22 protein-coding genes are annotated in these 20570 nt (G+C 62.7%); 8 read left to right on the top strand and 14 right to left on the bottom strand.

Going from position 1 to position 20570, the window contains the following annotated elements; genetic code table 11:
* Nucleotides 1–182: 182 nt before the first annotated feature.
* Nucleotides 183–1208 carry a LysR family transcriptional regulator gene (locus tag VF436_RS19235; RefSeq protein ID WP_414649882.1) on the bottom strand — a complete coding sequence of 342 codons (1026 nt, stop codon included), beginning with the start codon at nucleotides 1206–1208 and terminating at the stop codon, nucleotides 183–185.
* A 130-nt stretch (nucleotides 1209–1338) separates the two neighbouring features.
* On the opposite strand from VF436_RS19235, the gene aceB reads away from it, so the two are divergent.
* Together aceB and aceA are read left to right on the top strand one after the other, a co-directional pair.
* Entirely contained in the window at nucleotides 1339–2940 is a 1602-nt protein-coding gene (aceB, locus tag VF436_RS19230) for a malate synthase A (protein ID WP_330905662.1), read from the top strand.
* 68 nt (nucleotides 2941–3008) lie between these two features.
* A complete protein-coding gene (aceA, locus tag VF436_RS19225) occupies nucleotides 3009–4313 on the top strand; it encodes an isocitrate lyase (RefSeq protein ID WP_330905661.1) in 1305 nt (434 codons plus the stop codon).
* A 28-nt stretch (nucleotides 4314–4341) separates the two neighbouring features.
* On the opposite strand, the gene VF436_RS19220 is transcribed toward aceA, so the two are convergent.
* From VF436_RS19220 to VF436_RS19210, 3 genes are all read right to left on the bottom strand, one after another.
* The gene (locus VF436_RS19220) at nucleotides 4342–6162 is read right to left on the bottom strand and encodes a cation:proton antiporter (protein WP_330905660.1); all 1821 of its coding nucleotides are present in this window, start codon (nucleotides 6160–6162) and stop codon (nucleotides 4342–4344) included.
* A gap of 471 nt (nucleotides 6163–6633) precedes the next feature.
* Entirely contained in the window at nucleotides 6634–7053 is a 420-nt protein-coding gene (locus VF436_RS19215; protein WP_330905659.1) for a DUF3592 domain-containing protein, read from the bottom strand.
* A 63-nt stretch (nucleotides 7054–7116) separates the two neighbouring features.
* Nucleotides 7117–7794 carry an SDR family NAD(P)-dependent oxidoreductase gene (locus tag VF436_RS19210; protein WP_330905658.1) on the bottom strand — a complete coding sequence of 226 codons (678 nt, stop codon included), beginning with the start codon at nucleotides 7792–7794 and terminating at the stop codon, nucleotides 7117–7119.
* Between VF436_RS19210 and VF436_RS19205 the strand changes: the two genes are divergently transcribed.
* Nucleotides 7793–8164: an AraC family transcriptional regulator gene (locus VF436_RS19205; protein ID WP_330905657.1), complete on the top strand. Its 372-nt coding sequence runs from the start codon at nucleotides 7793–7795 to the stop codon at nucleotides 8162–8164. The two genes, VF436_RS19210 and VF436_RS19205, sit on opposite strands and share 2 nt — an antisense overlap.
* A 21-nt stretch (nucleotides 8165–8185) precedes the next feature.
* On the opposite strand, the gene VF436_RS19200 is transcribed toward VF436_RS19205, so the two are convergent.
* Nucleotides 8186–9685 (bottom strand): YifB family Mg chelatase-like AAA ATPase, encoded by a 1500-nt coding sequence (locus VF436_RS19200; protein WP_330905656.1) that lies wholly within the window; start codon nucleotides 9683–9685, stop codon nucleotides 8186–8188.
* 194 nt (nucleotides 9686–9879) lie between these two features.
* Nucleotides 9880–10128 (bottom strand): accessory factor UbiK family protein, encoded by a 249-nt coding sequence (locus VF436_RS19195; RefSeq protein WP_330905655.1) that lies wholly within the window; start codon nucleotides 10126–10128, stop codon nucleotides 9880–9882.
* 170 nt (nucleotides 10129–10298) lie between these two features.
* Between VF436_RS19195 and glnK the strand changes: the two genes are divergently transcribed.
* Nucleotides 10299–10637 (top strand): P-II family nitrogen regulator, encoded by a 339-nt coding sequence (gene glnK, locus VF436_RS19190; RefSeq protein WP_330905654.1) that lies wholly within the window; start codon nucleotides 10299–10301, stop codon nucleotides 10635–10637.
* A gap of 9 nt (nucleotides 10638–10646) precedes the next feature.
* Here the strand turns inward: glnK and VF436_RS19185 are convergent, their stop codons facing one another.
* Nucleotides 10647–11183 carry a DUF1453 domain-containing protein gene (locus tag VF436_RS19185; protein ID WP_330905653.1) on the bottom strand — a complete coding sequence of 179 codons (537 nt, stop codon included), beginning with the start codon at nucleotides 11181–11183 and terminating at the stop codon, nucleotides 10647–10649.
* A gap of 114 nt (nucleotides 11184–11297) precedes the next feature.
* On the bottom strand, nucleotides 11298–12044 hold the full coding sequence (gene gpmA, locus VF436_RS19180) for a 2,3-diphosphoglycerate-dependent phosphoglycerate mutase (protein ID WP_330905652.1): 747 nt from the start codon (nucleotides 12042–12044) through the stop codon (nucleotides 11298–11300).
* 162 nt (nucleotides 12045–12206) lie between these two features.
* On the opposite strand from gpmA, the gene VF436_RS19175 reads away from it, so the two are divergent.
* Entirely contained in the window at nucleotides 12207–12854 is a 648-nt protein-coding gene (locus VF436_RS19175) for a hypothetical protein (RefSeq protein ID WP_330905651.1), read from the top strand.
* A gap of 159 nt (nucleotides 12855–13013) precedes the next feature.
* On the opposite strand, the gene hemF is transcribed toward VF436_RS19175, so the two are convergent.
* Nucleotides 13014–13916 carry an oxygen-dependent coproporphyrinogen oxidase gene (gene hemF, locus VF436_RS19170; RefSeq protein ID WP_330905650.1) on the bottom strand — a complete coding sequence of 301 codons (903 nt, stop codon included), beginning with the start codon at nucleotides 13914–13916 and terminating at the stop codon, nucleotides 13014–13016.
* 191 nt (nucleotides 13917–14107) lie between these two features.
* On the opposite strand from hemF, the gene VF436_RS19165 reads away from it, so the two are divergent.
* The 3 genes from VF436_RS19165 to VF436_RS19155 are packed head-to-tail and all read left to right on the top strand — an operon-like array spanning nucleotide 14108 to nucleotide 16895.
* Nucleotides 14108–15313: a beta-ketoacyl-[acyl-carrier-protein] synthase family protein gene (locus tag VF436_RS19165; protein WP_330905649.1), complete on the top strand. Its 1206-nt coding sequence runs from the start codon at nucleotides 14108–14110 to the stop codon at nucleotides 15311–15313.
* Entirely contained in the window at nucleotides 15310–16110 is an 801-nt protein-coding gene (locus tag VF436_RS19160) for a beta-ketoacyl synthase chain length factor (RefSeq protein ID WP_330905648.1), read from the top strand. Before VF436_RS19165 ends, VF436_RS19160 begins: the two co-directional genes overlap by 4 nt.
* Nucleotides 16107–16895 carry a glycosyltransferase family 2 protein gene (locus tag VF436_RS19155; RefSeq protein WP_330905647.1) on the top strand — a complete coding sequence of 263 codons (789 nt, stop codon included), beginning with the start codon at nucleotides 16107–16109 and terminating at the stop codon, nucleotides 16893–16895. The genes VF436_RS19160 and VF436_RS19155 overlap by 4 nt, the downstream gene beginning before the upstream one ends.
* On the opposite strand, the gene VF436_RS19150 is transcribed toward VF436_RS19155, so the two are convergent.
* From VF436_RS19150 to glmU, 5 genes are all read right to left on the bottom strand, one after another.
* Nucleotides 16876–17316: a phosphotransferase gene (locus VF436_RS19150; protein WP_330905646.1), complete on the bottom strand. Its 441-nt coding sequence runs from the start codon at nucleotides 17314–17316 to the stop codon at nucleotides 16876–16878. The genes VF436_RS19155 and VF436_RS19150 overlap by 20 nt on opposite strands.
* On the bottom strand, nucleotides 17309–18262 hold the full coding sequence (locus VF436_RS19145) for an acyltransferase (RefSeq protein ID WP_330905645.1): 954 nt from the start codon (nucleotides 18260–18262) through the stop codon (nucleotides 17309–17311). The genes VF436_RS19150 and VF436_RS19145 overlap by 8 nt, the downstream gene beginning before the upstream one ends.
* Nucleotides 18259–18561, bottom strand: coding sequence for a hydroxymyristoyl-ACP dehydratase (locus tag VF436_RS19140; protein WP_330905644.1), 303 nt, complete (start codon nucleotides 18559–18561; stop codon nucleotides 18259–18261). Before VF436_RS19140 ends, VF436_RS19145 begins: the two co-directional genes overlap by 4 nt.
* Before the next feature lie 20 nt (nucleotides 18562–18581).
* The gene (locus tag VF436_RS19135) at nucleotides 18582–18851 is read right to left on the bottom strand and encodes a phosphopantetheine-binding protein (protein ID WP_330905643.1); all 270 of its coding nucleotides are present in this window, start codon (nucleotides 18849–18851) and stop codon (nucleotides 18582–18584) included.
* A 254-nt stretch (nucleotides 18852–19105) separates the two neighbouring features.
* Nucleotides 19106–20479 carry a bifunctional UDP-N-acetylglucosamine diphosphorylase/glucosamine-1-phosphate N-acetyltransferase GlmU gene (gene glmU, locus VF436_RS19130; protein WP_330905689.1) on the bottom strand — a complete coding sequence of 458 codons (1374 nt, stop codon included), beginning with the start codon at nucleotides 20477–20479 and terminating at the stop codon, nucleotides 19106–19108.
* Between the last annotated feature and the right edge of the window lie 91 nt (nucleotides 20480–20570).

Raw genomic sequence — 20570 nt, 5'->3', positions numbered from 1 at the left:
GTGCAGCCATGAGCGGCCCGGAGATGTGAGGTCGGTAGCGGAAGTGCCACGTTGCAGTATGAGGCAGACCGCCAGCTTACGATGCGAGCATCGCAGGTCTCGGGCATGAATCTACCTGACGAACTTGCGCCCCCGCCACCCTCTCCGACCGCACGATTCAACTCATCGCAGGCCTCAACAAGTCAACGCTCCGAATGCCCTGATTCATCGTAGTCGCGATGGGTCAGCAGGCCGGGGCGGATCAGGTCGATGAATGCGCGTGCTTCGCCGCTGAGGTATTTGCCCTTGCGCATGACCACACCATAACTGCGCTGCGGAAAGTATTCGCGCATATTGCGCACGGCCAGGCGGGCACGGTCAGCTTCGGTGATGCAAATGCCGGTGACGATGGAAATGCCCAGGCCCATCGCCACATACTCCTTGATGACTTCCCAGCCACCGACTTCGATCGCCACCTGGTAGGGCACCTGACGCTGTTGGAATACCAGGTCGACCAGACGATAGGTGGACAAGCGCTGTGGAGGCAGAATCAATCCATAGGGCGAGAGATCTTCCACGCTCACGCGGGCTTTCGAGGCCAGCGGATGGTCCAGTGGAGTGATCAGCATCGGATCGTAATGGTAGACCGGCGCCCAGGCGATGTCGTTGGGTACATCGAGCATGGAACCGACTGCGAAATCCGCCTCGTCGGCGCGCAACAAGGCCATGCCATCCTTGCCGGTGACATTGGCCAGTTGCAGTTGTACCGCCGGAAAGCGCTCGCGATAGCGCCGCACCATTTCGGGCAGCAGGTACTGGATGGTGGAAGTACCGGCAGCGATGGTCAGGCGCCCGGCTTCCAACCCCTTGATCTTCGCCTGGAAATCCCGGTCAAGATTTTCCCAGCCCTCCACCAGTGGACGGGCGATTTCGTAAAGGGCTTCGCCGGCATCGGTTAGGTTGATGCGGCGTCGGCTGCGCTCCAGCAACCGGATGCCGAGTTCGCGCTCCAAGGCCTGGAGCTGCAGGCTCACGGTGGGCTGAGACAGGTACAGCGCTTCGGCCGCCCGGGTCAGCGTACCGAGCTTGACCGTGTACACGAATGCTCGCATCTGCTTCTGCCGGTTGCCCTTGTAGTAGTAGCGCGCGGCATCGTCACTGGCCCTTGACGCGCTTTTCCGCCCGGTCCGAATCGCTTTCGCCGCTTTATTCAGCTTTTTCCTGGCCATTTTCGGGCTTCCACATCAATGATTTAAAAGTTACATTGAATTTCTCAATATCAAAAATTAAAACATTTGCTTTGTCAAAGCCTGATGGATTGACCTAGCTTGGCGTCCAACCCAAGCCCAGGAGACGATCATGGCTGTACCGAAGGAACGCGTGGTGATCGAGGCCGCCCAAGTGGTAGGCCAGACCCGCCCGGAACATGGCGCAATATTGACGCCAGCCGCGCTGGCCTTCCTCGGCCAATTGCATCGCCGCTTCGAAGCCCGCCGCCAATACCTGCTCAGCCAGCGCCGTGAGCGACAGGCCGGCTACGACGCAGGCGCCCTGCCCGATTTCCGCGACGATACCCGTACCATCCGCCAATCAAACTGGCGTGTGGCACCGATTCCCGCCGCGCTGTGCGATCGACGCGTGGAAATCACCGGCCCGGTCGAGCGCAAGATGATCATCAACGCGCTCAATTCTGGCGCGAAGGTATTCATGGCGGACTTCGAGGATTCCTCCTCGCCGAGCCTGGCCAACCAGCTCGACGGCCAGATCAACTTGCGTGACGCGGTCGCCGGCACGATCGATTTCACCTCGCCGGAAGGCAAGGCTTATCGGCTATCCGATAACCCAGCCGTCTTGGTGGTGCGGCCGCGCGGCTGGCACCTGCCCGAGCGCCATCTAATCGTCGATGGCGTGCCGATGTCGGGCGCCCTGGCCGACTTCGGTCTGTTTGCTTTCCATAACGCCCGCGCACTGGCCCAGCGCGATCGCGGCCCGTACTTCTACCTACCCAAGCTTGAGGCGATGGAAGAGGCCGCTCTGTGGAACGACGTGATGACGCTGGCTGAGCAGGAGCTGGAACTGCCAGCCAACACGATGAAGGCCACCGTGCTGATCGAGACGCTGCCGGCGGTGTTTCAGATGCATGAAATCCTGCATGCGTTGCGCGAGCGCGCCGTGGGCCTGAACTGCGGTCGCTGGGATTACATCTTCTCCTACCTGAAAACCTTTCGTGCGCACGGCGATCGCCTGCTGCCCGAGCGCGGGCAGGTGCAGATGACCGTGCCGTTCCTGAAAGCCTATTCGGAATTGCTGATTCAGACCTGCCATCGTCGCGGTGCATTCGCGATGGGCGGCATGGCCGCACAGATTCCGATCAAGGGCGACGACGCGGCCAATGATGCGGCCATGGAGAAGGTGCGTGCCGACAAGCTGCGCGAGGTGCAGGCCGGTCATGATGGCACCTGGGTGGCGCATCCGGCGCTTGTGCCGGTAGCGCAGGCTATTTTCGATAAATACATGCCCTCGCCCAACCAGCTGAATGTGGAACGCGCCGACGTCGCGGTGACGCGCGACCAATTGATCGCGCCCTGCGCCGGATCGATCAGCCGTGCCGGCTTCGACAACAATGTCGAGGTGAGCCTGCGCTATACCGCGGCGTGGCTGGAAGGCCTTGGCTGCGTGCCGATTCATCACCTGATGGAGGACGCTGCCACCGCGGAGATTGCACGCTCGCAACTATGGCAGTGGCTGCACCATGGCGGCGTCACGTTTACCGATCACGCGCCGATCGATATCGCGTTGTTCGAACAGGCGCTGGCTGCGCACACGCACAAGCTGGCGCAAAGCGACCTGCCCGGCGCGCGACGCGCTGATGATGCCGCACGACTGCTCAGCCGTATGACGCGCTCGCCGGTATTGGGCGACTTTCTCACACTGCCTGCCTACGACGAACTCGACGCCTGAACGACCGCACGCGCGACGCCACGTCGCGCGGCCTCCCAAAGCCTTGCATCAATCCGAGGATCACGCTCATGAAGACGCAACTGCCGACTGCCGACCAGATCTCGCTCGAATGGAAGAACAACGCCCGCTGGGCGGGCATCGAACGCCAATACGGTGCCGAGGAAGTCGCCCGCCTGCGCGGCACGGTCGTCGTGGAGCATTCGCTGGCACGACGCGGTGCCGAGCGACTGTGGAAGTCACTGCACAACGAGCCGTTCGTCAATGCCCTGGGCGCGTTGACCGGTAACCAGGCGATGCAGCAGGTCAAGGCCGGCTTGCAGGCGATCTACCTCAGCGGCTGGCAGGTGGCTGCCGATGCCAACGTTGCTGGCGAGATGTATCCGGACCAATCGCTTTATCCAGCCAATTCGGTACCCATGGTGGTCAAGCGCATCAACAATACGCTGCTACGCGCCGATCAGTTGCATCACGCCGAAGGTCATGACGAGATCGACTGGCTGGTGCCGATCGTGGCCGACGCAGAAGCCGGTTTCGGTGGCGTACTCAATGCCTTCGAGTTGATGAAAGCGATGATCGAGGCTGGTGCCGCCGCCGTGCATTTCGAGGATCAGCTGGCCTCGGTGAAGAAGTGCGGTCACATGGGTGGCAAGGTGCTGGTACCGACGCGCGAAGCGGTGGACAAACTCAATGCCGCGCGCCTGGCTGCCGACGTCTGCGGCGTGCCAACCTTGATCATCGCGCGCACCGATGCCGACGCCGCAGACCTGCTGACTTCGGATATCGACGACAACGACAAGCCATTCCTGACTGGCGAACGTACCGTCGAGGGTTTCTTCCGCGTCAAGGCGGGCCTGGACCAGGCGATCAGCCGCGGCCTTGCCTATGCACCCTATGCCGACCTGATCTGGTGCGAGACCAGCAAGCCAAATCTGGACGATGCACGCCGCTTCGCCGAGGCGATCCATGCCAAGTATCCGGGCAAGATGCTCGCTTACAACTGCTCGCCGAGCTTCAACTGGAAGAAGAATCTCGACGATGCCACGATTGCCAGCTTCCAGAAGGAACTGGGTGCGATGGGTTACAAGTTCCAGTTCATCACCCTGGCCGGCTTCCACAGTCTCAACTACGGCATGTTCGATCTGGCCCATGGCTATGCGCGCCGCCAGATGAGTGCCTTCGTCGAGTTGCAGGAAAAGGAATTCGCTGCGGCCGAACGGGGCTTCACGGCGGTCAAGCACCAGCGTGAAGTCGGTACTGGTTACTTCGATGCGGTGACTCAGGCGATCCAGCAGGGCCAGTCGTCTACCACCGCCCTGAAGGGATCGACTGAAGAAGCGCAGTTCCAGTCCCAGCGCCGCGCTTCGGCAGCTTGACGATGACGGTCGCGACCCGCCGCCCGAATCACTCCGGGTGGCTGGTCGCCGGCTCAGCTTGTCGGGTCTGCTCGGGGGGTATGAGTGCAATGACCGTCCAACCGGCCTTGGGCTCGACCGGTCGCGACGAGGAGGCGATACGCAGGTCGCCTTTTTCGTCCACGCCGAACAGCGGCATCGATGACTGGCCGTACTGCGCCACAAACTGCGTCCAGCCAAACGTGGCCGTGATCTTGGTGGACTTGGTGCGCCAGCCCTCATCGAGCAGCGCCATCAGGCGGCTGTGCGTCATGTCATCGGAAACCAGTGCCGTGGCGACCCCGGCTTCGGCAATCGCACCTCGCGCAGTCGATTCCTCGCGGTTGAGATTGCGCAGCAGATACACCTTGCTGTGCCCGAACTCCTGGCGATAGTGCACGCAGGCCAGCGAATTGCGTTCGCCATGCGTAGACATGGCCAGCAGATGCCCAATACCGGAGAGGTCCAGGTTGCGCTCGGCATAGTGCGAGGCAGGGTTGCCGAAGAAGGTCGTCAACCCTTCCATGCGCGCGGCGCGCATGTTGTCCCATTGATCGTCGGCAAGCACCACGCGAAAGCCCGCATCGGCCAATACCTTGGCCACGACACGCGCCACCCGATCGGAACCGAAGATCAGCACGCCACGCGGCTCAGGCTCGGCCACTTTCAACCACAGTCCAAGCGGACGCGACGTAGCGCTTTGCAACACGACCGTGCCGATGATCAGGATGAACACCAAAGGGACCAGTGCCTCGGCACCGGCCATATGCTCGATACTGCTCAAGCGCAGCGCAAACAGAGAGGACACGGAGGCTGCGACGATGCCTCGCGGCGCGATCCAGGCGATCAATGCACGTTCGCGCCAGGTCAGGTTGCTCCCCAGGCTGGACACCAGCACCGTGATCGGCCGCACGATCAACTGCGCGGCCAGGAACACCACAAAGCCAGCCCAAAGCATGCCGAATGACGGCCATTGCAGGCGTGCGGCCAGCAGGATGAACAGGCTCGACACCAGCACGGTGGTGAGGTTTTCCTTGAAATCCAGGATGTGATCGATATGCACGTGGCGCATGTTGCCCAACGCGATGCCCATGATCGTCACCGCCAGCAGACCCGACTCATGCGCCACCGCGTTGGAGAGACTGAAAGCCAGCAGCACCGCCACCATCGCGCCATACGCTTGCAGATACTCCGGGATCAACTGGCGACGCAACAGGTTGCCCAGGCCCCAGGCGGCCAAGGCACCGACGCCCGCGCCGCAGACCACGGTCCACAGGAACACGCCGATCGTATGCCCCTGGCGATGCGAGACGATGGCCTCATACGCGAGCACGGCGAACAGCGCGCCGAGCGGATCGATCACGATGCCTTCCCAACGCAACACGTTGGCGATACGCGCATTCGGGCGCACCGTGCGCAACATCGGCGCGATCACGGTTGGGCCAGTCACGCAGGTCAATGCACCAAACAGCAGCGAGATCTCCCAGCTCAAGCCGGCCACGTAGTGCGCTACCACTGCCAGCAGCAGCAACGCGACGATGGCGCCATAGCTCACCAGACCACGCACGACATGGCCGATATCCGGCAGTTCATGGAAGCGCAGGCTCAGACTGCCCTCGAACAGGATCAGTGCCACCGAAAGGGACACCACTGGAAACAGCAATTCCCCAAGTAGCGCGTCAGGCTTCAGCACCCCCGTTAACGGCCCCAGCACGATACCTGCCAGCAGCAGGAAGAGAATGGCCGGCAATTTGACGCGCCAAGCCAGCCATTGCGCAAAAAAGCCGATGGTGAGCATGCCGGCCAGCGCCAGCCCGAGTTCAAGTGTCATGTGGGGTCCCTTACATACCAGCCCTTGTACCGCTGAGCCTGGTTCAAACCCATGGTGTCAGCAACTACGCCAAGAAAGCGTAGGCGCGAAGCATGAAGCGCCTGAGTGCAAACAGTCTATCGAAGGGATACGAAAGAGAAGGCCAAGCCCCGGTATCGGGCGGGGGGAGGGGGGGACCGATACCGGGGTGGCGGGGGCAGGAGCTCATTAAAGAACTCGCCGGTGCAAATAATACCTCTGCCACGATCCAAGTCAATACTCAGAAGTACATTAATTGCTCATAGGCGCATCTCGGTCGTGGCATCGGGTCCGTCGCGTGATGAATCGTGATGAATCGCCAGCCCCTGGGTACTCAAGCAGCGCAGCGAACAGCTTGCGGACGGACCGGCGCCAGGACGCCCGGGCTCTCGATGGGGCAATGCCCTGAAACCGCGACGCCGCGAGTGGCGACCTCACGGCAAGCGACTTTACCTATCTGATCGCCCTGTACCTTATCTGGCCACCCAGGAACGCCGCGGCTAACAGGCCCAGTGCCATGGGAAGGCAGAAAATGACTTGTCCCCACAAGGCAAGGAAGGTATCGGCATGCGCGGAACCCTTCGGGTTGCTGGCGTCGTAGACCACGGTCATGGCGTCGCCGGCATCACCCCAGGCGCCGCCGTTCTGCACAAACTCGATATCGCGACCGTCCGTAGCCTTGAAGTGGATGCGTGGGTGCCCACTGTTGGCAACGATCGTACCGGTCACATGGATGCTGCGCGCCAGGAATCGCGCAGTCTGTATCCCATGCCAACCCGCCCAGGCCAGCAGCGCTCCACCCAGAATCGTGAATACCGCCTTTTCCCATCGCCGAAGCGGGCGCCACCCGTCGTTGCTGGCGACGCCACTCATATCGTCATCATCCCTGGCGCTCCCCTCGTATCGATATGTTTTCACTGGACGACACGGGCTTCATCACCGTTGCCGCCAAGCCATCCATCCACTCAAGCCTGTCCCCAGAAACGGTACCTCCATAGCGTAACCGACGCGATCGATGCATGCGCCGGACACCTGAAGAATTATCCGCGGCATCTTTTCGAGACACTGGATCGACTGTCTTTCCGCAAGCGGTGACCGAACCCGATCGGCGCCCAGGTGCTGGCCGACCTGGGCGAATTGAATGAACTGGCTCGATGGACCTGGGGCGGTTTGATCTTGCGACTCAATGCCTCGCTGAGTGCCCACGAGCGACAAGGCCGCGCAGGTGTCATTCGACGACACGCTCGCATTCACATCGGCCAGGGCGCCGCGTTGAACGACGTGATGCCAAGTCTGGAATGACTCCTGTTCACGGGTTGTCTTACCACCCGTAAGGAGCCAAGCCTGGACCCTCTCCATCATGGAAAAACCCGCCTGTTGGTCCCATCCAACCCAGCGTGGCGAGGCGAGGCGAATGGCGATCACCGCGCCCTGCTCGACGGTGCGCGGCGCCATTGGGCCGCCCATGTCAGTGACCACCGAGCCCGGGCACGCCGCGTTGACCTTGATGCCTTCGTTCAATAGCTCCTTGGCTAGCTTGACGGTGAACATGTTCAGGGCAGTCTTGGACGCGAAATAACCGGTCGCGTGCAGGCCCCAGATCGGGGCTTTCATGTCGCCGGTCAGTGCGATGGACCCCAGCCCACTGCTTATCATCACAATACGCGCGCCGGTGGCCTTGCGAAGTAGCGCCAATCAGGAAAAGCCCTTTGTCGTATCCGAACTGGCTGCCTCCGTCGGCATGAGCCTTACGTCATTTCATCGCCATTTCAAGGCGGTCACAGGCTACAGTCCGATTGCGTTCCAACGCCATGTACGCCTGCTGGAGGCCCGTAAGTTGTTGGCCGCCGGCAGCGCGAACGTGTCCGGCGCGGCCTATGCAGTGGGCTATGCCAGCACTTCGCAGTTCAGCCGGGAATACAAGCGCATGTTCGGCACACCGCCGATGGTTGATCTTGCCGGAGCCAGCCGAGGCTCAAGCTGAACCCGGAATGTGCGCCGGGTGTCAGAGCCGCCGATACTGCAGCGCTTCGGCCAGGTGCCCGCGATCCAGCGCAGCGGCACCACCATCGAGATCGGCGATGGTGCGCGCTACTCGCAAGGTGCGGTGATACGCCCGCGCGGACAGCCCCAGGCGCTCCAAGGCAGCATCGAACCAACGCCGCTCGGCCGGCCCCAAAGCGCAATCGCGTTCGAGTTCGCGCGTACTGATTTCCGCATTCGGACGACCCGAGCGCATGAGGGCCTGATGCCTGGCGCGCAACACGCGCGCCCTGACCGTGGCCGAGTCCTCGTCCTGGCGGCTGCGCGGCGCGCCGATTTCCGAGACCGGCACGCGCGGTACTTCCACGGCCAGGTCGATGCGATCAAGCAGCGGGCCCGATACGCGGTTTCGATAGCGCTGGATCTGGTCAGGCGTGCAGCGACAACGCTCACGCGGATCACCGGCATATCCGCACGGGCAAGGATTCATCGCGGCCACCAGTTGAAACTGCGCGGGAAACGTGGATTGGCGCGCGGCGCGCGAAATCACGATTTGCCCCGATTCCAGGGGTTCGCGCAGGACGTCCAGCACATGGCGACTGAATTCGGGCAATTCGTCGAGAAACAGCACACCATTGTGGGCCAGGGAAATTTCACCGGGGCGCGGATCAGAACCCCCGCCGACCAGGGCCACGGCCGACGCGGTATGGTGCGGCGACCGGAATGGCCGGCGCCGCCATAGTTGCGGATCTACGACCTGACCTGCCACGGAAAGGATCGCGCAGGTCTCCAGTGCTTCGGATTCGGTCAGGGGCGGCAGAATGCTTGGCAATCGCTCGGCCAGCATGGTCTTGCCCGTACCGGGCGGCCCGAGCAGGAGCAGGTGGTGGCCGCCCGTGGCCGCGATCTCCAGCGCTCGCCTGGCCTGAAGCTGCCCACGCACGTCGGACAGGTCGGGCCCCAGGATGTCCGTGTCCTGCTGCATCGCGCTGGACGGTGCTGGCAGATCCTTCGAGCCATGCAGCCAGCCGCAAACGTCCGAGAGCGAGTCGGCCACGCGCACGTCGACCTCGGAGATCAACGCCGCCTCGGACGCATTGGCACGCGGCACCACGACCCGGCGCCCGCGTGCCCTTGCCCGCATCAGCGCAGGCAGCACGCCGGACACGCCACGGAGCGCACCGGACAAGGCCAGTTCGCCGAGGAATTCACAGTCGTCGAGCTTCTCGCGCGGCACCTGGCCGCCTGCGGCAAGAATGCCCAGGGCGATGGCCAGGTCGAAGCGCCCGCCATCCTTGGGGAGTTCAGCGGGTGCCAGGTTTACCGTGACGCGACGGTTGGGGTATTCGAATGCCGCGCTCTGGATTGCCACGCGCACGCGATCACGTGCTTCGCGCACGGCCGCTTCGGGGAGTCCGACGATATGCGTTCCCGGCAGGCCACCCGACAGATGCACCTCGACCATCACCTGCGGCGCGGCGACCCCTTCCTGGGCGCGACTCAATGTGACGGCTAAGCTCATGGGGCAGCACGAACCTCCGCAGCCGAAATCAGCGGGGATCGATAGACGAAGATGAGATGGTTGCGACTGTGCGACATCCCTGTGGCTCCTACGCAACCGTAAAACAGCCGCCCCCGACCATTCTCGGGGTGAGGGTGACGATCGGGGGCGGCTCCCGGAAAGTGGGCTACCGCCTGATAAGCCACCCAACCGGCTTACCCCTGAGCGTTAGCCTCTAAAGCTGCCACGCGGCGTTCCAGTTCTTCCACCTTGGCTCGTGTGCGAGCCAGCACTTGGCTTTGAACGTCGAACTCCTCGCGGGTGACTAGATCGAGGCGGCGCAATCCTTGTGCCAGGACATCGCTAAAATTGGCGCGCAAATCCTTATGCGCCTCTGCCAGTCCTGGCGGAACCAACGAAACAAGTCGCAGGGCAAGTTGGTCGATATCCTGCCTGTCCATCATGGGAGGCGCCTCGAACTTGTCGAATAAAAGCTTAAATGACTACAGAATTCCAACGCCATCAGCGTGCTCCACTAGTGAATGTAGGAATTTTCCTACAAGAGGCGCGGGCTGGCGACAGGTGGCCTCAAGACAGGCAAAATGCTTTCCCTTAGACGACAGGAAGCGGATTTATGAAGCTCGTGGTGGCGGTGATCAAGCCGTTCAAGCTGGATGATGTGCGCGAGGCCCTGGCCGAGGTTGGCGTGCAAGGCATCACCGTGACCGAGGTCAAGGGCTTCGGCCGCCAGAAAGGCCATACCGAGCTCTATCGTGGCGCCGAATACGTGGTCGACTTCCTGCCCAAGATCAAGCTCGAGGTCGCCGTGGCCGACGACCAGGTCGATCGGGTGGTCGAGGCGATCCAGAACGCCGCGCGCACCGGCAAGATCGGCGACGGCAAGATCTTCGTCAGCCCGCTCGAACAGTTGATCCGCATCCGCACGGGCGAGTTGGACAACGACGCGCTCTAGGCACCCGCCTCAAGACTTCAGCGGTGGCGGCATGGGCCTGGTCTGCTCGAACCGGCGATGGTGTATCAGCAAGCCGATAAAATAGGCCACGTAGTAGCCCACCGTCAGGCCAAAGACCAGCAGGGTGAGCGGGCTGTTGCCCAAGGGGGGCGCATGGGGTGGTGTGGCCGCGCCCGCCACCATGCCTACCGTGGCAAACCGCCAGATCAGGCGGCCGACCAGCAAGGCGGTCAGCAGACCACCGATCCAGGGATTGGGAATGTAGACGTCTTCACCGGCGGCATTGCGCTCAAAGCGCGTCAGGCGCAGACCAACTACACCCAGGGCGGCGCCGGCCAGTACGCCGCCAAGCATGCCCTCCAGCAGCCGGATATCACGCAGGCCGCTTAGCGAAATAAGCCCGCCCAGGATGAGCAGCACCGCGATACGGAACATCATGCGCCGACGTTGCACGGGCTGCGGCCCGAAGGTGCGGCGCACACGACGCCACACCATAAACGCTATCAACGGCCCCATGATCATGGGGGCCACCATTTGCGGAGTCATCGGCATTCACTCACCAGGGAATGCCGATAAGCGTAGAGCGAACTTCCGGGCCGCGCCACTGACGCTGCGACGGCCATGGCCGTGACAACTGTCAGCAGCGACATAGCCTTTGACTCAGGCCTTGGCCTTGCCCTGATTGGCCACGGCAGCCATCTTGGCCTCGATCACGGCGGCGTCCCCCAGGTAGTAGTGCCGAATCGGCTTGAGCTCAGCATCGAACTCATACACCAGCGGCACCCCATTGGGGATGTTTAGCTCGACGATGTCATCGTCGGAGATGTTGTCCAGGTACTTCACCAACGCTCGCAGCGAATTGCCATGCGCGGCCACGACCACGCGCCGGCCGGCACGGATGGCCGGTGCCAGCACGTCGTGCCAGTACGGCAGAACACGGGCCACGGTATCCTTGAGACACTCGGTATCAGGTATGTCCTTGGCATCGAGCGCGGCATAACGCGGATCGTGTACGGATTCGTTCTTGTCGCGATCAAGCGGCGGCGGCGGAATGTCATAGCTGCGACGCCAGATCTTGACCTGGTCCTCGCCGTACTTCTCGGCGGTCTCGGCCTTGTTGAGCCCCGTCAGGCCGCCATAGTGGCGCTCGTTGAGGCGCCAGTCGGTCACCACCGGAATCCACATCAGATCCATCGCATCCTGCACGTGCCACAGCGTACGCACCGCGCGCTTGAGTACCGAGGTATGCGCCACATCGAAACCAAAACCGGCCTCCTTGAGCAGCTTGCCTGCCTCCTGGGCTTCGGCGACGCCCTGGGCCGTGAGGTCCACGTCTGCCCAGCCGCTGAAGCGGTTGTCCAGGTTCCACTGAGATTGGCCGTGGCGGATGAGTACGAGTCTATGCATGAGCGGTTCCGTGGGGAGAGACGGGTGGCAAGAGCGCCCGGAAAGGATGAAGAGTAAAACGGGACAGGATTTCTCCCAAGGGGCTTCTCCCCCATTAGTCATGCTAAACCCGTGCGCCCGGCGCGGCATCCTACGATCACATCCCGCTCCTGGAGTCCCATCATGCGCCGTACCCTGCTTGCCCTCGCTCTTTCCTTGTCCCTGGTTGCCACGGCCCATGCGAGCGATAACATCGACAAGATCAATGGATCGGTCGACGTCGCCTCGGGCCAGCATGCCGGCAACGTCAGCACCGTCAATGGTGGCGTGAGTATCGCCTCTGGCGCGACGGTGGAAAAAGCCAGCACCGTCAATGGCGAAATCGAACTGGATGACCGCGCCACGGCCACCAAGGTGGAAACCGTCAATGGCAGTATCACGCTCGGCGCCCAGGCGCATGTCAGCAAGGGCGTGGAGGCGACGAATGGCAGCATCAACCTGGGCCGCGGCGCCGAAGTGCTGGGCGGCGCAACGAACGTCAACGGCTCGATCTCACTGGACAAATCGCATGTCGCCGGCGGCATCCAGACTGTCAATGGCGACATCACCGTAGGCGCGGACTCGCGCGTGGAAGGCGGCATTCTGGTCGACAAGCCCGGCGGCTGGCATACCTCCAGCCATCGCCTGCCCCACATCGTGATCGGCCCGCACGCCGTGGTCCAGGGCACCCTGGAATTCCGCCGCGACGTCGAGCTTTATGTCAGCGACTCGGCCCAGATCGGCGAAGTAAAAGGCGCGACGGCGAAGAAGTTCAGCGGGGAGAGACCGTGACTGGAAAAGTCGCCCGCTGATGCGGGCTGTGAAGGGTAAAACCGGCCGCTTCGCGTCCTGTCAACAGGAAAGCCTCATCACTCAGGCTATTCCTGTTGACCATTGACAGCGAGCGTATCGAGCGTCCTTACAGCCGCCTTGGGCGGCGGCCTCAGTGAATCAGATCCACTCGCGCGGCTGCAGATATTCCGCCAATCGGGCTTCCGGGCTGCCTGCTTGCGGCTGGTAGGCATACTCGTAACGCACGCGGGGAGGCAGACTCATCAGGATCGATTCCGTGCGGCCGCCCGATTGCAGGCCAAACAGGGTGCCACGGTCGTAGACGAGGTTGAACTCCACGTAGCGGCCCCGGCGATAAAGCTGAAATTCGCGTTCGCGCTCGCCATAGGGCGTATCGCGGCGACGCTGGGCGATGGGCAGGTAGGCATCGAGAAACCCCTGGCCGACGTCGCGGGTGAAATCGAAGCAGCGCTCGAAGCCGCCTTCGTTGAGGTCGTCGTAGAACAATCCGCCCACGCCGCGAGTCTCGTTGCGATGCTTGAGGAAGAAATACTCGTCGCACCAGCGCTTGTATTGCCCATATACATTCTCGCCATACGGCGCGCACAGGTCGCGCGCCACGCCATGCCAATGGCGCACGTCCTCATCGAAGGGATAGAAGGGCGTCAGGTCGAAGCCGCCGCCGAACCACCATACCGGCTCGACGCCTGGCTTGCTCGCCTCGAAATAGCGCACATTGGCGTGCGTGGTCGGCACGTAGGGATTACGCGGGTGCAGGACCAGCGACACGCCGGTCGCCACAAAGCTGCCGCCAGCCAGGTCCGGGCGATGGGCCGTAGCACTGGGTGGCAGCTTGTTGCCATGGACGCGCGAGAAATTGACGCCCGCCTGTTCGAACAGCGAGCCGTCGCGCAGCACCCGGGTACGCCCACCACCACCGGCTTCGCGAGTCCAGGCATCTTCCACGAATGTGGCCTGCCCATCCAATCGCTCCACCGCGAGGCAGATGCGGTCCTGGAGCTCACGCAGGAAGGTTTCGGCGAGATCGGCTTGTTGGCTCATGGCGTCGTGTCGATAAAGAACTGCGCGCAGCTTAACAAGCCCGCACCAGGGGGCGGGTGCGGCGCGGCGTCGCGAAGGAGTGCGCTAGCGCAAGGTCGCCGTTCACGGTTTCTAGGCGAGGATAGCCGCAGGCTCCGCCATGTCATCGAGCTGACACGTTGCCAAAACAAAGCGTCACACAGGCATCCACCATGCCCTACCCGATTCCCGCCCTGGCCATCACCGCCTTCACCGCCACGTCGGCGCTAGGGCGGGGCCTGGACTCCCACCGCGACGCCCTGGCATCGGGGCGTAGTGGACTGCGGCCGAACGACTTCAGCAGCGAACCGCTGCCGTGCTGGATCGGCCGGGTGGACGGCATCGAGCAGCCGGTATTGCCCGACGCACTGGCCGCCTGGGACTGCCGCAACAACCGCCTGGCCTGGGTTGGCCTGCAGCAGGACGGCTTCCTGGAGGCGGCGCAGACAGCCCGGGATCATTACGGCCCGACGCGCGTGGCACTGGTGCTGGGCACGTCCACCGCCAGCGTTGGTGCAACCGAAGAAGCCTATCGGCGCCTGGACGAAACCGGGCGTATTCCCGCCGATCTTCGTCGGCGCGCGATTCACTCGCCCGATTCGCTTTCAGGTTTCGTGGCCAAGGCATTGGGCCTGACCGGACCGGCGCTTACGGTATCGACCGCCTGTTCATCCAGCGCCAAGGCGTTCGCGCACGCCGAGCGCATGATGCGCCTGGGCTTGGTCGACGCGGCCATCGTGGGCGGTGTGGACACGCTATGCGACAGCACCTTGTTCGGTTTCAACGCGCTGGAATTGATCTCGCCCGAACCTTGCCGTCCCTTTGACCGCGCCCGCAATGGCATCTCGATCGGCGAAGCGGCCGGCTTCGCGCTGCTCGAACGCGCCGACATGGCCCCCCAGGCACCCCGACTGGTCGGTTACGGCGAATCGAGCGATGCCCACCACATGTCCACGCCACATCCGCAAGGGCTGGGTGCGGAACTGGCCATGCGCGATGCACTGGCGCGTGCCGGGCTGGAACCGGCGCATGTGGATTACATCAACCTGCACGGCACCGCCTCGCACAAGAACGATGAAGTGGAAGCGCAACTCATATCGCGCGCGTTCCCGGCCAGCACGCGCGCCAGCTCCACCAAGGCGCTGACCGGCCATACGCTCGGAGCTGCCGGCATCGTCGAAGCCGTGATCGCCTTGCTCGCCATGCGCGAAAGCAACGTGCCCGGTAATGCCGGCTGCGTCGATCCCGATGCCGATTGCGGCCCGCAGTGGGCATGGCAGCGGGAGCAGCGATCCATCAACGTCGCGCTGAGCAATTCGTTCGGTTTCGGCGGCAACAATATCTGCCTGGCTTTCGCCGGCGTCGAGCAACGCGCATGAGCGCGCTACGTATCCACGTCGAAGGGATCGGCTTGTGGTCGGCTTCCTGGCCGCACTTTAACGCCTTGCGCGACACGCTATCAGGAGGCATGCCGGAGATGGCGACGTCCACGCGTCCGCCTGCTGATCGCTTGTCTGCGAACGAACGGCGCCGCGCTCCGGAAAGCGTGCTGCTGGCTATCGAGGTCGCCGGCCAGGCGATCGACATGAGTGGGGCCGACCAGAGTCAGCTGGCCTGCATCTTTGCATCGGCGCATGGTGATCATGTGATCACCGACTACATGTGCCAGACCCTGGCGCAGTCGCCGACGAGCCTGTCGCCGACGCGGTTTCACAATTCCGTGCACAACGCTCCCGTCGGCTATTGGACGATCGCCACCGGCTGTCGCGCTCCGTCCACGGCGATCTGCGCGGGGCCGGTCAGTTTTGGCACGGCGCTGCTGGAGGCAGCCATTCAGATGGAAGCCGACCAGCGCAGCACCTTGCTGGTATGCAGCGACATCGCCGGCACTGGCGCACTGAACGAACTGACCGGCTGCACCCAGTCCTTCGGCTGCGCACTGGTGCTGTCGCCACAACGCACCGCGCGCAGCCGCGCCAGCATGCTTCTGCGAATCGGCGACGGCCAGGCACACGACACGGACGAGATACCAAGCGCACTGCGTGCCCAGTATCTCGACAACGCCAGCGCGCACGCGTTGCCACTCTTGACCATGTTAGCCACGGATGGCGGCCGCGCCGCCATCGCGCTGGCACCTTCGGCACATTTGGATGTGCATACGGAGATCATCCCTTGAACGCCTACTCACCTCGCTGGTGCGTGATCATTCCCTGCCTCAACGAAGAGGTGGCTATCGGACGCGTGCTCCAATCGGTCATCGGGCTACGCGTTCCCGTCATCGTGGTCGATGATGGCTCGGACGATGGCACGCTCGACATCGTGCGACGCTTTCCGGTAACCCTGCTGCGCCATGAAACACGCCGCGGCAAAGGCGAAGCGCTACGCACCGGCTTTCGCGAAGCGCTTCGCCAGAATTTCGATGCAGTCATCACCATGGATGGCGATGGCCAGCACCTGGCGTCGGACATACCACGCATCGTGCAGGCGGCGAAACGTTACCCCGGGCATATCGTCATAGGGGCGCGCATGCTCGATCGTCATCAGCAGCCCAAGGGACGGCGTTTTGCCAATGCATTTGCCGACTGGGGCATTTCCTGGGCCTGTGCGCAACCGGTCGCCGACACGCAAAGCGGGCAGCGCTGGTATCCACGGGAGGTGTTGGATCTGGCCGACCTGCCGGCACAGAATTTCGTCTTCGAGGCAGCCGTGCTTATCGCCGCATCACGCGAGCGACATGTCGGCGTGGTCTCGGTGCCGATTGCCTCACGCTACGAGGGCGAGTTCCGGCTCAGCCATTTCAGCCCTGTTCGTGACGTGATGCGCATCACCTCTTACACCGTGGGCCAGGTGCTTCACCATGGTGACATCCGTCGCGCCTACCGTCGCTCGCGCGCCATCCCCGTGGTGGTCGGCGATGCCGGCAGCAACGTAATCGGCGATGCTAAGCACGCGGGTGGATGACCGCCACCCGTCCAGAAGCCAGCAGATTGCCTGCGTGCTCTATGCGAAAGATGTATTGTGCGCCCGCGTCGTCCGCATAGAGGCGTTCGGCGTGGACGTCGATCGCCTCAGAAAGCGTATCGATGCGATCAAGGGTGAGCAATACATCGCGCAAACTGACGAGTCGGCCCGGGCGAACCTCCTCATGCCCGGCTTGCCGCGCCATCAGCGCGCCATGCACCGCAACCGCTTGCGCGCCGTATTCGGCCAGATGAACGGCATGCAGGCCATGCTCGCTACGTAGCGGATGATCATGATCGCGATGGCCGAGGCTCGCTGCATGAATCGAGGTATCGTCGAAATCGCGCACGACGTCGAGCAGACACATGTTCCCGGCATGGGGAATCAGGTGCGCCCAGTCGGCTTTGGGCAAATCAGGCATCGGCGTGCTCAGGCTGCGCCACTACCATGGCGGGCAGTTCTGGCGTGTCCGCCTCCTGCCAGAAATCATGGAAGTTGAACCAGTTGTACGGCTCAGTGCGCGCGTAATGCTCTACCCGGGCCGCGTAGCGTGCGATAACCGCGTCGAGCATTTGCGACCGCTGATGACGCGGAATGTCGATGCAGTCGGCGAAGCGCTCGAAAATCAGGCGATACCGGTTACCGCCTTCGTACAAGCCGAAACACAACACCACCGGCACTTTCAGGGCATGTGCAAGCAGCCAGGGACCGACCGGAAACGGTGCAGGTTTCCCCAGGAAAGGAGCACTTCGGTGCGGCTCGCCTTCACGACCGCGATCGGCCAGCAGCGCCACCAGTGAACCGCGTTGGCAGGCTTCCGAAACCGCAAGAGTCACCGATGTTCCCCCCAAGGCGGCATCGATCACACAGGCACCAACATGCGGCGCCAGTTCTTCCAGCAACGAGGTCATGGCGGGCGTCTTCTGCTTGTCCAGCACCACGCGCAAGCCAAGATCCGGACGACGCGAACTCAGGGCACGCAAGGCTTCGAAACTACCCTGATGCGATCCGATCAGCAGAACGCCACGTCCTTGGTCAACGCTTTCCAACAAGGCTGGAATGCCTTCCACGGCGATATCGAATCCGCGCTCGCCACGCGCCAGGAAGAAAATTCGGTCCACCTGGGTCTGCCCAAAGCGGAGCAGCAGGCGAAATACCTCGCCGAGCGCGGCTCGCCTTCCCAGTGCGCGCGACAGAAACTGACCCGCGGCACGGCGTTCCGGCCCTCGCCTGAGCATGAAATAGAGCGTGGCCGGCCATAGGATGCTGTGCGCAAAGCGACGGCCACCATACAGGGCGGCCGCGCGAATCATCCAGATCGCCGCGCGCCCGCCGCCTTCAGGGCGATCGCGCCAATGCCCGCTCATGCGGCCGCTCCGGCAACGATGCCCTTGGCCAGGCATTGGCCATCCCGGGCAATCTGGAAACGAATACGCTCGCCGCTTTCGTTCAACGACACCTCAGCCTGTTCGCCAGGCAGCAAGGGAGCGACGAACTTGGCCTCGATCACCTGGGTCAGGCGAAGGCGCCGCCATTGGTACAGCGCCAACGCAACCTGCTCCAGCAGCATGACACCGGGAACCAACGGATGTCCGGGGAAATGCCCGGGCAGACAGGGATGATCGGATGAAATGCCGAATGCGAGAACAAAGCCGTCAGTGCTCATGGCGATGCAAGCCTCACGGGTCAGGCCGTTCGATGCTGTTCGACGTACTCTGAGAGATTGCGCAAGCTCGCGAATATACGTCCGTTATCAGGGTTGTCCGATCGCAGTTGAAACCCGTAGCGCTTGGATACGGCCAGGGCGATTTCCAGCGCGTCGATGGAATCCAGCCCCAGATCGCCACCAAACAACGGAGCATCGGCCTGGATATCCTCGGGCTTGACCGTCTCCAGATTGAGCGACTCGACGATCAGGCTGGCCAGTTCACGCTGTGTCGGGTTCTGTTCACTCATGGGTCCTGTGTGTCCGCATTGCCGCAAGGGCGACCTTAAATACTAGCATGGAGTCCAACACGACTTGCGACCGTGAAGAGAGCACTCCCTATGGCTATTTTCTGATGTATTGGCTGAACCGCGAGTGCCAACACATGTTGACGCAGCATGCACAAACAACGGGAAGCGCGCGGGCGGCGGGCTGTGATAGCCAGGCGACCACACGCCAGCGATTGTTCTTCCTCTATACCCTTTGCAACGCTGCAGGCCCCGCCTCACTCCGGCCTTTTGGTCGGTCGCTTCCAGCCGGCATAGGTGGTCTGGCGTCCACGCGACAGGGTGAGTTCACCGGGAGGCGCGTCCTTGGTGATCACTGACCCGGCACCGATCGTCGCCATCGCGCCAATGGTCACCGGTGCAACCAGAGCACTGTTGGACCCAACGAATACGCCATCTTCGATACGCGTGAGTGACTTGTTCACGCCGTCGTAGTTGCAGGTAATGGTACCTGCGCCAACGTTGACGCCACGGCCAATGTGCGCATCGCCGATGTAGCTCAGGTGATTGGCCTTGCTGTTCTGGCCAATGATGGATTTCTTGACTTCGACAAAGTTGCCCACGTGCACACCGGCGGCCAGTTCCGTGCCTGGGCGCAGGCGCGCGAATGGACCGATGATGCAAGGCCCGTGGGTAACGATGCCTTCGATATCGCAATGGGCCAGCACCACGGTGCCAGCAGCAAGACGCGCGTTGCGAATACGGCAGAACGGGCCGATGCGCACATCATCGCCCAGGGTGACTTCACCTTCGAGAATCACGTCGATATCGAGTTCGACATCACTACCGGCCTTGACCACGCCGCGCACGTCCAGCCGCGCGGGATCGGCCATGCGCACGCCCTCGGTAGCCAGTGCGCGTGCACTGCGCTGACGATACTGCGCCTCCAATTCGGTCAATTGCCAAGAATTGTTGGCACCGGCCGCCTCGACGGGATCATCGCACTCGATGCTCGATGCCGGACGGCTTTCATCAGCCGCCATCGCAAAAATGTCGGTGAGGTAATACTCACCTTGCGCATTATTGCGATCGAGTTTTCCGAGCCAGCGGCGCAGCGCTCCGGCTTCGGCCGACACGATACCCGTGTTGATCAGGTTGATCGCGCGCTGATTGTCGTCGGCGTCTTTTTCCTCTACCACCGCACGCACCGCTCCGTTGCCATCGCGTAACACGCGACCATAGCCTTGCGGATCGGCAAGGCGCGTGGTGAGCAGTTTGAGTGCGCCTTCGCCTGCAACCAGGCGTTGCAAGGTCTGCACGCGAGTCAGGGGAACATCGCCATACAGCACGAGTACGCGTGCATGGCCCGGCACGTCACGCATCGCCTGTGCCACGGCATGCCCGGTTCCCAGGCGCTCGGCCTGCAAGGACCAGCGTAGATCTGTCTGGTCAGCAAAGGCGCCGCGAACCTGGTCGCCGTTGTAGCCATAGACGACGTGGATCGCCGCGGGCTGCAACGCACGAGCCGCTTCGATCACATGCCCCAGCAAGGGACGACCGGCCAGCGGCATCAACACCTTGGCCAGCCTGGATTTCATGCGCTTGCCTTCGCCAGCGGCGAGAATCACGACATGCAAGGGCGCGTTGCTCATGACGATGGATTTCCTGCTCATGGATAGCGCCAATCATACCGGACGCGCCATGAACTACCGGTCGGCGAGCCTGCTGAAGGCAGGGTCGCCC

This window comes from Dyella sp., from assembly GCF_036384435.1.
Lineage (GTDB): Bacteria > Pseudomonadota > Gammaproteobacteria > Xanthomonadales > Rhodanobacteraceae > GSA-30.
Note: the sequence above shows the minus strand (reverse complement) of the source record. Positions and strands in the feature narration are given on the sequence as shown.